The sequence below is a fragment of the Alloscardovia criceti DSM 17774 genome, assembly GCF_000376885.1.
Taxonomy (GTDB): domain Bacteria; phylum Actinomycetota; class Actinomycetes; order Actinomycetales; family Bifidobacteriaceae; genus Alloscardovia; species Alloscardovia criceti.
This window is the reverse complement of record NZ_AQXR01000007.1, coordinates 48,811-61,828: the sequence shown is the minus strand read 5'-3', so window position 1 is coordinate 61,828 and position 13,018 is coordinate 48,811. Positions and strand designations below refer to the sequence as shown.

14 protein-coding genes are annotated in these 13,018 nt (G+C 53.1%); 8 read left to right on the top strand and 6 right to left on the bottom strand.

Annotated features, from left to right (window positions below):
* The first annotated feature begins 14 nt into the window (after positions 1 to 14).
* Positions 15 to 1,655 (top strand): signal recognition particle protein, encoded by a 1,641-nt coding sequence (gene ffh / locus D570_RS0101225; protein WP_018142585.1) that lies wholly within the window; start codon positions 15 to 17, stop codon positions 1,653 to 1,655.
* 25 nt (positions 1,656 to 1,680) lie between these two features.
* Here the strand turns inward: ffh and D570_RS09455 are convergent, their stop codons facing one another.
* Positions 1,681 to 1,947, bottom strand: a complete 267-nt coding sequence (locus D570_RS09455) for a hypothetical protein (RefSeq protein WP_169331207.1) — start codon at positions 1,945 to 1,947, stop codon at positions 1,681 to 1,683.
* 247 nt (positions 1,948 to 2,194) lie between these two features.
* On the opposite strand from D570_RS09455, the gene D570_RS0101215 reads away from it, so the two are divergent.
* The 6 genes from D570_RS0101215 to trmD all read left to right on the top strand — a co-directional run bounded on the left by D570_RS0101215 (position 2,195) and on the right by trmD (position 5,967).
* Positions 2,195 to 3,199 (top strand): endonuclease/exonuclease/phosphatase family protein, encoded by a 1,005-nt coding sequence (locus D570_RS0101215; protein WP_018142583.1) that lies wholly within the window; start codon positions 2,195 to 2,197, stop codon positions 3,197 to 3,199.
* An 85-nt stretch (positions 3,200 to 3,284) separates the two neighbouring features.
* Positions 3,285 to 3,533, top strand: a complete 249-nt coding sequence (locus D570_RS0101210; RefSeq protein ID WP_018142582.1) for a hypothetical protein — start codon at positions 3,285 to 3,287, stop codon at positions 3,531 to 3,533.
* Positions 3,534 to 3,792: 259 nt separating this feature from the next.
* Positions 3,793 to 4,245 (top strand): 30S ribosomal protein S16, encoded by a 453-nt coding sequence (gene rpsP / locus D570_RS0101200; protein ID WP_018142580.1) that lies wholly within the window; start codon positions 3,793 to 3,795, stop codon positions 4,243 to 4,245.
* Between the two features lie 2 nt (positions 4,246 to 4,247).
* A complete protein-coding gene (locus D570_RS0101195; RefSeq protein ID WP_018142579.1) occupies positions 4,248 to 4,481 on the top strand; it encodes an RNA-binding protein in 234 nt (77 codons plus the stop codon).
* Complete coding sequence (rimM, locus tag D570_RS0101190) at positions 4,468 to 5,109, top strand: ribosome maturation factor RimM (protein WP_018142578.1); 642 nt, start codon at positions 4,468 to 4,470, stop codon at positions 5,107 to 5,109. The genes D570_RS0101195 and rimM overlap by 14 nt, the downstream gene beginning before the upstream one ends.
* Before the next feature lie 18 nt (positions 5,110 to 5,127).
* Positions 5,128 to 5,967, top strand: a complete 840-nt coding sequence (gene trmD, locus D570_RS0101185; RefSeq protein WP_018142577.1) for a tRNA (guanosine(37)-N1)-methyltransferase TrmD — start codon at positions 5,128 to 5,130, stop codon at positions 5,965 to 5,967.
* On the opposite strand, the gene rsmD is transcribed toward trmD, so the two are convergent.
* The 3 genes from rsmD to rpmB all read right to left on the bottom strand — a co-directional run bounded on the left by rsmD (position 5,964) and on the right by rpmB (position 9,243).
* Positions 5,964 to 6,557, bottom strand: coding sequence for a 16S rRNA (guanine(966)-N(2))-methyltransferase RsmD (rsmD, locus tag D570_RS0101180; protein ID WP_018142576.1), 594 nt, complete (start codon positions 6,555 to 6,557; stop codon positions 5,964 to 5,966). The genes trmD and rsmD overlap by 4 nt on opposite strands.
* A 25-nt stretch (positions 6,558 to 6,582) precedes the next feature.
* Complete coding sequence (locus D570_RS0101175) at positions 6,583 to 8,880, bottom strand: ATP-dependent DNA helicase RecG (RefSeq protein WP_018142575.1); 2,298 nt, start codon at positions 8,878 to 8,880, stop codon at positions 6,583 to 6,585.
* 168 nt (positions 8,881 to 9,048) lie between these two features.
* Complete coding sequence (gene rpmB, locus D570_RS0101170) at positions 9,049 to 9,243, bottom strand: 50S ribosomal protein L28 (RefSeq protein WP_018142574.1); 195 nt, start codon at positions 9,241 to 9,243, stop codon at positions 9,049 to 9,051.
* 310 nt (positions 9,244 to 9,553) lie between these two features.
* On the opposite strand from rpmB, the gene D570_RS08135 reads away from it, so the two are divergent.
* A complete protein-coding gene (locus tag D570_RS08135) occupies positions 9,554 to 10,651 on the top strand; it encodes a mechanosensitive ion channel family protein (RefSeq protein ID WP_018142573.1) in 1,098 nt (365 codons plus the stop codon).
* 68 nt (positions 10,652 to 10,719) lie between these two features.
* Here D570_RS08135 and D570_RS0101160 read toward each other — a convergent pair whose 3' ends face one another.
* The gene (locus D570_RS0101160) at positions 10,720 to 11,868 is read right to left on the bottom strand and encodes a D-alanine--D-alanine ligase family protein (protein ID WP_018142572.1); all 1,149 of its coding nucleotides are present in this window, start codon (positions 11,866 to 11,868) and stop codon (positions 10,720 to 10,722) included.
* Between the two features lie 159 nt (positions 11,869 to 12,027).
* Complete coding sequence (locus tag D570_RS0101155; protein ID WP_018142571.1) at positions 12,028 to 13,008, bottom strand: NAD(P)H-dependent glycerol-3-phosphate dehydrogenase; 981 nt, start codon at positions 13,006 to 13,008, stop codon at positions 12,028 to 12,030.
* Positions 13,009 to 13,018: the final 10 nt, after the last annotated feature.

The following is a 13,018-nucleotide window of genomic DNA, read 5'->3' as shown; positions in this document are numbered from 1 at the left end:
AAGAATAAGGACTTATGGCTACATTCAGTTCTCTCACCGACCGCCTATCTAACGCGTTTAAAAATCTGCGTTCTAAGGGTAAGTTGTCTGAAGCAGATATTGACGGCACTATCCGCGAAATTCGTCGCGCTCTGCTGGACGCTGATGTCGCAGTAGATGTGGTGCGTTCTTTCACGGCGCGCATCCGTGAACGTGCTCTCGGCGCAGAAGTTTCAGAAGCATTAAACCCTGCACAGCAGGTGGTGTCCATCGTCCATGACGAGCTCACCAGCATTTTGGGTGCGGGCGTGGATCGTCCACTGAACTTTGCGAAGAATCCGCCGACGGTTATTATGCTGGCAGGTTTGCAGGGTGCGGGTAAAACGACGCTGGCAGGAAAGCTGGGATACTGGCTGAAAGACGCCGGACATACACCACTGTTAGTAGCTGCCGATTTGCAGCGTCCAAATGCAGTGAACCAGTTGGAAATCGTGGGTGAACGTGCCGGCGTAGAAGTTTTCGCACCGGAACGTGGCGTATCCTCCGAAGCGGTGGCTGCAGGATTGGCGACGGCAGGTCGCGATACGGCAGATCCGGTGAAGGTGGCACGCGATTCCATCGATTACGCTCGTCAGAAGATGTATGACACGGTCATTATCGATACCGCGGGTCGTTTAGGCGTGGATGAGGAGCTGATGCTGCAGGCGCGCAATATTCGCGACGCTGTACAGCCAGATGAAATTCTCTTCGTCATCGATGCCATGATTGGTCAGGATGCCGTTACCACGGCTAAGGCCTTCGATGAGGGCGTGGACTTTACGGGCGTAGTGCTCTCTAAGGTGGATGGCGATGCGCGCGGCGGTGCTGCGCTGTCGGTGGCGAGCGTCACAGGCAAGCCTATTCTCTTCTCCTCCACAGGTGAAGGGTTGAAGGACTTCGAAGTCTTCCACCCAGACCGTATGTCTTCGCGCATCCTCGATATGGGCGATATCCTCACACTCATCGAGCAGGCTCAAAAGCAGTTCGATGAGCAGCAGGCACGCGAGGCAGCCGCGAAGATTTCTGAGGGAAGCTTCGGCTTGGATGACTTCCTGGAGCAGCTGCAGCAGGTGCGTAAGCTGGGCTCTATGAAATCGCTTTTGGGCATGATTCCAGGCATGGCGGCGCATCGTAAGGAACTTGAGCAGTTTGATGAGCGTGAAATTGATCGTACGGAGGCCATTATCCGCTCTATGACACCTCAGGAACGTCGCGAGCCTTCGATTATCAATGGTTCGCGCCGTGCACGCATTGCCTATGGTTCGGGTGTGACCGTGACTCAGGTGAATGCTTTGCTCCAGCGTTTTGAGCAGGCTGCCAAGATGATGAAGCGTATGGGCGGCTCCATGGGTATGCCCGGCATGGGTGGCGCTCTCGGTATGGGAGCTCCGGCTGCAAATTCTCGCAAAGGCAAGAAAATCAAGGCCGCTCAGAAGAAAAAGAATCGTTCCAAGAGCGGAAATCCTATGAAGCGTGCTCAGGAAGAGCAGGCTTTGCGCGATCGTTTGTCCGGCAAGAAGCCAGCCGCTCCTCAGGGTTCCTCCTTTATGAAGCAACCGGATGCTGCACTGCCGGGCAATATGCCTCAGTTACCAGAAGGCTTCGGCGGTCTTGGCAACCTCTTTGGAGGAAACTAGAGCTAGCCTAAGGGATTCGGTAGTTTCATATGCCACCTCGTTCTTCGAAGCGCTCAAGCGCGTCTACTCCGCGTAGGCGCGCTTCTTCAGTTGCCTCGGCTCGTTCGCAGTCCGTAAAATCGACGTCAAATCGGTTAAAGCCTGCAGGTTCGAAGCCCGCGCATTCAAAGTCAACACAGTCGAAGTCAAAGTCAAAGCGTAAGACCTCCACGTCTTCGGCCACCTCTGCATCTTCCGCCTCCTCAGCATCTTCCGCCTCCTCAGCCCAGCGAGCGCGCACCCAGCAACGCAATGAGCTGCTTCGCCGCGCCGGCGCAACACCGAAGCGCCGTAGCACGAAGGCGGCGACATCCTCTGCATCTTCTTCACGCGCTCACCCCTCTCAAATCAAAAAATCCACATCTTCTCCACGTCGTTCTGGTAAAATTTATCGTTCACCTTCTCCTACCTCGCCGACCTCGCGCCAGCACCTTGCAGCGCGAACCACTCGGGCGACACCGGTATCACAGGCAGAACTAGTACTACAGAAAAGGCGCACTATGATTCTTTGGCTTCTTCTCATTTTGATTGCAGCGTGGATGCTTCTTCGCTATCTGCCTGCGGGCATGGATAAGTTTGTGCCGTTGCCAAATGTCATCGCGCTGATTCCGCTCTTGATAGTGCCGCTTGTGGGCATTGCGGTGCTGAGTGTAGTGCTGAAAAATCCTGCGCAATTCTGGGTGAGCGTTGTTTTGCTCGCCGTGCAGCTGGCGTGGGCGGCCTTGTATCTTGTGCCCGTTCCCGATGCGGTGGCTGCGGCTTTGGGCTCGCCGCGTCAGACTATGAATTCCAGCGTATCTGCTCATTCCTTGGCCGCTACGCCTCCGCGTGTGAAGGTGTTGACTATGAATGCGTTGTATGGCAGGGCGGATGCCAGTGCGATTATGCATGAAATTTCTACCCAACAGATTGATGTGCTAGCAGCTCAAGAGGTCAGTGATGAATTCGTCAGCCGTTTGCATGAGTATGGCATTTTGTCGGAGCTGAAATATGAGCAGCTGGGCGAGAAAACGGATCATGATAATGCGGGCTATAACGCCGTATGGTCGCGCTATCCTGTCACCGAGTCGGGTGGCGCCTTGCTCACCGACATGGGTTCGAATACGCCGTGGATGAATGTGGATATTGACGGTTTTAGTGTGCGTGTGGTGTCTGTGCACCCGTACTCGCCGCATCGCAGTAACGAGCAGTGGCAGCGTGATATTGCACAGCTGAGCACTTTGGCCACCGATGCCAGTGTGCCTACCGTGGTTATGGGTGATCTCAATTCCAGCACCTTCCACCCGAGTCTGCGTGCCACGATTAATACCGGTTTAATCGATTCCTCCTTGGAAAGTCATTCGGGTTTTCACCCCACATTCCCTGCTTCGTGGCCTTTTGTACCGCCGTTGATTGAGATTGATCATGTGCTTCATACGCGTGAATTGCGCGCGAAAGAGGTGGCGACTGTGCGGATTCCCCGTACGGATCACAAGGCCTTGCGCGTGACGTTGGAATGGCAATAAGATTTAGTATTTCCAATTCGGGATTTTCAGTCTCAAGCCGTAGAATATGCTCAGATCATATTTTTAGCATACAGAAAGGCTTACAATGGTTGCGAAAAAGAACACGGCACGCTCCTATTCGGAAGAATGGGATTATGTGAATCCCAGTGGCGTGCATGCGCATGTGGCTCGCCGCACGGGCACTTCGACTTTTGATGTGACTTTTTCGCATACGGGTAAGCTCAAACTGGTCAATGGTGAATACGAGCTCCAGTCCGACAGCAAGTACATTCCTCACGCCATCGTGGATAGGGTAATTGCGGACGATATCGTCGCCGCACAGCGTGAAGCGTAGGGAAAAGCACAGCCTATTTCGTTCATTTTTCCTCTGCACACGCACTCGAGCAGTATTACACGGGCTCATGCTGTGAAAAACTTGCTCACGAGCCCTGTTTCGAGTGGAAAAAATCCCGTCTTTCGTATATCATTGAGGACGTTATCTGCGCGCATTGGCGCCCTCAAATCCAATTCGCGCGGGGTTACACGTTTATCTACGATTTCGTGCCCCACACGGATGACAAGATAAACACCCTTATGATACAAGGAGAGCCATCTTGGCAACTAAGATTCGTTTGAAGCGTTTCGGTAAGAAGTTCTACGCATTCTATCGCGTAGTTGTAGCAGATTCTCGCGTAAAGCGCGACGGTAAGGTTATTGAAGAGATCGGTGTATACGATCCAAACAAGCAGCCTTCCCTCATTCAGATTGATTCTGAGCGCGCACAGTACTGGCTTGGTGTAGGCGCACAGCCATCCGAGCCTGTGTTGAACCTGCTCAAGATTACAGGTGACTGGCAGAAGTTCAAGGGCTTGCCAGGCGCTGAAGGTACTTTGCGTACCGCAGAAAGCGGTCCAGATGCTGCTGCTCGTGTGGAAGCAGCAGATAATGAAGCTCAGAAGCTCAAGGCTGCAAAGTCTGAAGCTGATGCAAAGGCTAAGGCTGAAGCAGCTGCAGCAGCAGAAGCATCCGATGCTGAAGAAACTGAAGCACCTGCAGAGGCTGAGTAATCATGCTGACTGAAGCGGTAGAACATTTGATTAAAAACATCGTAGATTTTCCTGACGATGTGTCTGTAAAGTCACACGACACCGCTCGAGGAGAGCATATTCGTGTGCGTGTCAATCCTGAAGATATTGGTCGTGTTATTGGCCGCCAAGGACGCACAGCTTCGGCTATCCGTACTGTGGTTCAAGCCATAGCAGATCACAACGTTCGAATTGATATCATCGATGTGCGCCGCTGATTTTACACAGACAGACCCTCGACAGCGCAAGTTGTTGAGGGTCTGTCGTATTGGTCGAGCACAGGGTCTCAAGGGCGAAGTGAATGTTCGCAGTTTTACAGATGACCCTGTGCATCGATTTGCACCGGGTTCGGTGCTTTTGACCGCTGAGGGCACGGAATTTACCGTCCTCAAATCGCGTAATTTTAAAAGCCGTTGGATTCTCCTCTTCGACGGTGTGACGGATCGCAACGCGTCCGAAGCCTTAAATGGCATAGACTTATTTATTGATAAAAACGCCTCCCCTGCCGGCTCATCTGAAGGTACCGAGGACGCAGATGATGAAGAAGAGGGCTGGTACTTAGATGACTTGGTTGGCTTAGAAGTGCTGACCGTGGACGATCCTGAGGCGGCGCGTGCGGCGGATTATGATGGCGTAGAAGCCCACCGCATTGGCACGATTTCTGCCGTGATCAACAATACGGCACAAGATGTGCTGGAAGTTGCTCTCGATGGGGATGAGAGCACGGATGGCCGTAGCGAAGGCGTAACGGCCCTGATTCCTTTTGTGGAGCAAATTGTGCCTATCATAGACGTGGAGGAAGGCTATATCCTCATTGATCCTCCTGCAGGATTATTGAACTTGTAATTCATCCTGTGTAAGGTGATGTGCGTGCGCATTGATATTGTTTCTGTTTTTCCTGAATATTTTGATGTCCTCAATCTGAGTCTGCTAGGAAAGGCTCAAGACAAGGGCTTACTGAATTTTAGCGTGCATAATTTGCGCGATTGGACGCACGATGTGCATCACAGTGTGGATGATACGCCGGTGGGCGGTGGTGCCGGCATGGTGATGAAGCCGGAAGTATGGGCGAATTGTCTCGATGACTTACTCAGCATTGATGCCTTAGAGGACATCAATCAGGCCGATATGAGCACCGGTGCACAGTCCAACGCGATTTTGGTTTTTCCTAATCCTTCTGCTCCCACCTTTACACAAAAGGATGCCACGGAGCTGAGCCGGGCGGAGCATCTGATTTTTGGTTGCGGACGTTACGAAGGTTATGACGGCAGGCTGCCGCAGTATTACCAAGCTCAGGGCTATGATGTGCGCGAGTACTCCATTGGTGATTACGTGCTCAACGGTGGTGAAGTGGCTGTATCCGTGATGATTGAGGCGACAACGCGTCTGATTGACGGTTTTATGGGCAACCATGCCTCTATTGAGGAGGAGTCCTACACGGGCGCTGAAGGCCTGCTAGAGCACCGTCAGTACACGAAGCCCGCCTCCTGGCGCGGTATGGATGTGCCCGACATCCTGCTGAGCGGTCATCACGCCAAAATTGAGCGATTCCGCAGAGATGAGCAGCTGCGCCGAACTGCTGACTTGCGTCCCGACATTATCGCACAGCTGGACTGCCATGCCCTAGATAAGCAAGACCGTAAATTCTTGATGGCATTAGGCTGGGAGGTCAGCGGTGAGCATCCGAAAAAGCTCGCCGACTAAGCCTGCTCCAGATAAAACACAGTTGTTTCTCCATAATCTTTTTTGAGGTATATCTGCCACGCATCCGGTGCTTCGATATCTTCGGAGCGGATAGAACGCTCAACCATGATAATGCCTTCTGGACTCATCACGGTGGAGATCTGACGGATTTGCTCGTTGACTGCATCAGTACTGACCGCATACGGCGGATCGAAAAAGACCAGATCAAAAGCGTCCCGAGTGCTGCGCTGCACCATGTCTCGCTGTGCCATGCGTTCGGTAAATTTTTCCGCCTTGCTGCGCACCACACGCACGGAAAGAGCCGATACATCCGCACCGTGCAGATTTTGCGCAGTTTTAGCGATGAGCTGCGCTATGTGAGGCTGAGCCTCCACAAAAACTACGCTGGATGCGCCGCGACTCAGGGCTTCAAAACCCAACGCACCTGTGCCTGCATAAATATCGACCACACGAGCACCCTCCAGCACGCCCGTAGCTTCCAGATGCGAGAAAATGGCTTCCTTCGCCCTATCCGTCGTAGGACGCGTGGTGGCAGCATTTTTCGGCGTGTAAATCGTTTGCCCTTTGAATCGGCCCGCAATAATGCGCATATGTACCGCTTTCCTACCCGTCTGTTTAGCTCGCTAAATAGCTCGATGTGTCTTGCATAAAGTCCAGCACAGCACCCTTAAGCTGTGGCTCGGCCTTCAACTGTGCATCTGCATCGTAGAGCGCTTGAGCATCCTGTCGTGCCTGCATAATGATATCCGCATCGTGCACCACGCGCAAAAGCTTAAACGACGAGGCCAACCCGGACTGTGAGTCGCCCAGTACATCGCCCGCTCCCCTGAGCTCTAGGTCCGCTTGAGAAATAATGGCGCCGTCCAAGGAGTGTTCGATGGCTTTCAAACGCTGCTCTGCGATGCTATCCGGCTCGGCATTGTGAATCATAAAGGCCCACGATTGGCGGCCTCCACGGCCCACACGGCCTCTGAGCTGGTGAAGCTGCGACAGTCCAAAATGCTCTGCATCAAAGACGATAATGCAGCTGGCTTCGGGCACATCCACCCCCACTTCAATAACGGTGGTCGCCACCACAACAGGCGTTTCTCCGGAGGAAAACCTGCGCATTACCGCGTTTTTCTCGTCCTCACTGTCCCGCCCGGTCAACGTGGCGATGTCAACACCTTCAAACTGAGGCAAAGACTGCAAACGATCATGAATCTCATACACGGAATGCAATGGCTTCTTCGTTTCGGCAAAGAGCTCACCCGTTTGGGCATCATACTGGCTGTCCACAAAGTTTTGCATGCTTTCATCCACCGCATCTTCGCCCTCATCGATGCGTGCACAAACGACGTACACCCGCTCACCCGCGTTGATGCGATTGCGCGCATGAATGAAAACTTGGCGCATCGTCTGCGCATCGGATTCTTGCACCAGCACGGTACGAATAGGCTTTCTACCACCCGGCAGCTCCGTTAGCCAGGAAATATCCAAATTACCAAACCAGGTCATGGCCGCCGAACGCGGAATTGGCGTAGCCGTCATAATGAGCATATGCGGCACCATGCCCTCCTCGTTTGTACGTGAGCGCAGCACCTCGCGTTGTTCCACACCAAATCGATGCTGCTCATCGATGACTACGACCGCCAGATGCGGCGCCTGGAAAGACTTTGTAAAGGCTGCATGCGTTGCCACTACCACGCAGGGCACACCCGAAGCCACAGCAGCCAGCGCCCGCCTGCGTTCTGCGAGTTTTAAGCCGCCGCGCAGCAAGATGACGGGCACATCCTCTAGTCCTGCCGTGTCAAACATGTTGCGCAAGGTGTCATAGTGCTGCTGCGCCAAAACCTGTGTCGGAGCCACAAGCACGGCCTGCTGATCCGATCCCACCGCACGCAGGAGGGCGCTGACCGCTACCAAGGTCTTGCCGGAGCCCACTTCGCCCTGCAGTAAGCGACTCATGGGATGCCCGGAAGTCATATCGCGGCTAATTTCCGCGATAACCTCCTGCTGCCCCTGGGTCAGCTCGAAGCTCAAAGAATCTATGAGTTGCTGCACCATGCCTGCTTCGTCGCCACACGCGTAGGCTGGTGTGGCTGAATTTTCACCGCGCGTCAGGACCATGGCCATCTGGGAAATGAGCGCCTCTTCAAAACGCAGCGTGGCTATCCCCTGCTGGAAATGCTGCTCTGATTGCGGCACATGCACAGCAATATACGCCTCTGCCTTGTGCATCAGCCCCTGATCGAGGCGTACCGCCTCCGGTATGACATCCGGAATCTCCTTGTGTAGCGCCTCCGCATCGATGATATGCTCCAGCGCCTCACCATCCTCGGCTACGCCCTCCAGCGGCGTAGTGCCTGCTAAGGCTTCGAGAAAACTCACGATGGAGTCGTGGATGTGATCAGATGAAATGCTAGACGTGGCATGATACACCGGACGCGGGCGACTGAGCTTATCGATAGCCTCTTCGATGCTCTCCACATCGCCTCTACCTTCCGTATCTTTTACCACGCAGGTGAGTGGATGAGTAAACTGCGTCACGCCATTAAATTCGCTCGGTACGCCTTGCACGGCCAACTGTGTGCCTTCTGACATGCGTGCCGTTAAATAACTGACGTAATTTTTCTTTTTCGTAAAATACACGAGCCGTGTAAAGCCCCGCGACTCATCGCGCAGCACAAATTCCACGCGAAAACCGAAACGCGAAGCCATGGAGTGCACGTGGACGGCAGAGATTTCGCCCACGACGGCAGCCGGTAAGCCCACGGCGAGTTCTGCGATTTTTTTCACGGGGACACGGTCAGTGACACGGAATGGATAATAATCCAAGCCCTCTTCCAGCGTCGTAATGCCGAGTTTTTTCAGCGCACCTATGCGTCGTTTATTCGTTAAAACAGACGATGTCGCTGCGTGTATATGTACCATCATCACCTGCTTAACTGTGTTTTCAATAATTCTTATTTTGGTAATTGTTGTATTCTTGCATTTTATCCTCCCGCGTCCCGCGCGCACAACCGCATGCGTGCCACAGAAAGACAGAAAAAGGCAATAAAAAACCCCAGGATTTCTCCCGGGGCCTGCTTTGTGACACTACTATGCCACGCGACGCTGAACCTTACCAGCCTTAAGGCAAGAGGTGCACACGCGAAGGCGAACGTTTTCGCCATCTACTGTAGTACGCACAGCCTGGAGGTTTGGCAGGAAGCGACGCTTATTACGAATATGCGAATGCGATACGCTATAACCGGTCTGTGGACCCTTACCGCATACTGCGCAACGAGCTGCCATGATGGTCTCCTCTGCTTGTTTAAGTCTAAAACTCACATCTTCCGTGCATCTAGACAAACAAGCCGACAGGCATAATCCACCTAGAGCAAACAACTTTTATATGTTACATGACATAGCAGACCTTTGCAAACCATAACCACTCAGAGCTGAAAATCACACCAGGATTTTCACGCGATGTTTTCATTCCGTATCCGCACATGCGTACGCATGGAATGAGTGTGAAAGTCTGTGGTCCTGCCTTGAGTTCTCCCCTTGACCTCAGTACATTCAAAACCAGGATACTCGCACAACATCTATCGTGGAAGCAAACATGGAATCTTTTGTCAATTTTATTTCTGAATGGGTCAATAGCCAAACGGATCGGCTGATCTTTTTTGTGGTGGCACTCATCGTCACGCTCATTATTTCTCATTATGTGGCGAAGGCGATGCATGCTCTGCTGGACCGTTCACCTATTCCGAGCGCAACCTTGTTTATCAATGTGACGCGTGTGGCCATTTGGGCGGTTGCTTTTGTCATAGTGCTGAAACCCGTTTTTGGCATTGAAGCAAATTCCCTCATTACCGCTCTGGGTATTGGTGGTGTGGCGATTTCGCTGGGTATGCAGGACACGATTTCCAATATCGTCAGCGGTTTTGGTCTGATGGCCGGTCGCGTGGTTAAGCCTGGTGATCGTATTTCTATTAATGGCACCAGCGGCGTGGTTAAAGACGTGAACTGGCGTCATACCGTGGTGATTAAGCGCGGCGGCAACGAGATTTGGATACCAAATTCGGTGCTCAACACCTCGAGTTTGGAAAAGCTTTTGCGTGCCAATGAGGCGTATACGACCTTGCCGATTGTTTTGAAGGCGCATATTGATGTGCGCAAGGCCATTGCTGACATTGTGCGGACGGTGGAGGCGGCGACGATTAATTACTCGCTCAAAGGCACGACACCCACCGTGCGCATCACGAGTTTTACGCCGTATGGCATTGAAGCCAACGTGGTGCTGTACGCCAAGGAAAAGACGGTTTTCCCGGTAATTCATGATATTGCAGCGCGCGCTTTGGCAGGCAAGCCGTATCTGGCGACGGGTGATGCCGTGGCTGAGTCTGCCCCTCCTACCGCGGAAACGCTGGCTTTGAATCCGTTAACTAACCTGCACGATGAACTGCATGCGGATACAGATTTGGTATCGACGAAAATTCTCAAGCCGTTTGCAGACAAAGATCCGGAGCAGACTCAAAATATTCAAACCGTCGCTCGATCATCCTCGGGAGCGAATGTGCGCAGCAAGTCTTCAGCGAATGCTCAAGCAAATTCACAGGCGAAGTCTTCAACGAATACGCACACGAGGAAATCGCAAAGCACCACAGGCAAGCACAATACGGGCAATACAGCCCAGGGAGATGCAGACAACAAATAAGCCAGCATGGCGCATAAATCAGTAAGGCCTTCCTCGTTCAGGGGAAGGCCTTACTGTGTACAGATAACTTACTGGGCGATAACGCCTTCCAGCAACTGCGTAATGAGCTCGCTGTAGCTCAATCCGGTTGCTTCCCAGGCCTTAGAATACATGGAAATTGGCGTAAATCCTGGCATGGTGTTGATTTCATTGACCAGTACTTCGCCATCCGGTGTGACGAAAGTATCCACGCGACTGAGGCCGAAGCCGTCCACGGCATTAAAGGCACGCACCGCCACTTCTTGCACTTTTGCGAGCGTTTCCTCAGGCAAGTGGGCTGGCACTTCCACGTGAGAAGCGGAGGCATCCATGTATTTGCTGTCGAAATCGTAGAAATCCGTGGTATTGCTCTCGTCGATAACCACTTCGCCCGGCCAAGAGGCGCGTGGTTGTTCACCAGCACGCGGAGCCAGCACGGCACATTCGATTTCGCGACCGTTGACACCCTGCTCAATGAGGACTCGCCAATCGTGCTCGGCCGCTTCAGCCACGGCTAATTCCAGATTGTGCATCTGCTTCTGAGCGTCTTCTTCGCGGTCTACGCGGGTCACACCAAAGGAGGAGCCTGCACGCGATGGTTTTACAAAGAGCGGATACTGCAGTCCAGCCTTGTGTACCTGCTCGGCAATCCACGCACCTGTGCGTTGCTCTTCGATGCGCGCGTCCAGTGTAAAGCCTTCCGCCACGCGAATGCCCGCCTGGCGCAGCACTTCTTTCGTGTAATGCTTATCCATGCACACGCTGGATGCCAGCACACCGCAGCCCACATAAGGCACACCCATCATTTCGAGCAGGCCTTGTACGGTACCATCCTCGCCGTATGGGCCATGCAGCACAGGGAAAACAGCGTCGATGTGACCAAGGGTCTCCACCTGTCCCTGAGCATCCAGCGCGAGGAATCCCTCAGAGCCGCGAGCTGGATCGATAATTACCCTGCGTGAGCCTTCCGTCGCTTCCACTACCGGCAGCGCGCCTGACTTCTGGGAATCATCCAAGGACCAGTTGCGTGGATCTTCGCCGCCTACAATCCATTGTCCCTGCTTGGTAATGCCCACAGGAATAGCGTTAAATTTTTCCGTGTCTAAAGCGTTGAGTACGCCTGCCGTTGAAATGCAGGAAATAGAATGTTCGTCAGCTTTTCCGCCGTACAAGACCACAATATTTTTCTTTTGCGTCATTTTCTTCCACATCTTCGATGTTCCGCCTACATATGCCTGCACAGACTTTACTCACAGGTACTTACACAGACACACAGGCGGACGGTGTTTTCCTTGCTCGAAATAGCCGTTGAGCGATTACAAGTGATTGCAAGCGATTACAGTTTAGTGGCGGAGTTCTTAGGCAAAAAGCTTTTGAAGCATTTGTGCACAAGAAATGCCATCTTCCAGCACACTATTCATGGCCGACGCCAGCGGCGTTGACACACCATACTGCTTGCCCAAAGCCACCACAGCTGCAGTGGTAGGCACGCCTTCTGCTACGCCATTTGAAGCCTTGGTAGCTTCCTCTACGCTCATGCCTTTGCCTAGGTTTGCACCAAAAGTGTAGTTTCTGCTCAAAGGCGATCCACAGGTAGCGATGAGATCACCCACGCCCGCCAAGCCACTGAATGTTTCCGGCTTTGCACCCAAAGCCTCGCCTAAGGTGGTTAATTCTGCCAACCCCAAAGTGACAATCATGGCAGCCGTATTTTCGCCGTAACCTGCTCCGCGAGCCATACCCACGGCGAGCGCAGTCACGTTTTTCAAGGATCCGCACATTTCTACACCCACTACATCAGTGCTGGGCATGACCTTGAAGTAGTCATTTGTGGCGACCTGTGCTACCCGACGAGCTACAGCCTCATCCACAGAGGCGACGACGGCTGCGGCTGGTTGGCGCTGGGCCACTTCTTTGGATAGGTTTGGTCCAGACAGTGCAGCGAAGCGCTCCATCGGCAGGTCGAGGGCTTCGGTAACGACTTCATCCATACGCTTATCCGTGTTGCGTTCGATGCCCTTCATCAGGGACACCACGATGGCATTGTCAGGGATGAGGTCTTTGAATTCTGTTAAGGCGACGCGGGCGAATTGTGCTGCGATGGAAACGATGATGATGTCGGCATCCTGCACAGCTTCTTTCCTATCGCCGGTTGCGCGCATATTGTCAGGCAATTTTTCTACAATAGGTAGGCGTACAGGGTTGGTGTGCGTAGTATTGATGGCATCCACGATTTCGGACTCGATGGCCCACATGGTGACATCATTGCCAGCATCCGCAAGCACTTGGCCAAAAGCAGTTCCCCATGCTCCAGCTCCTAGTACGGTTACACGTGTCATGAGTTACTCC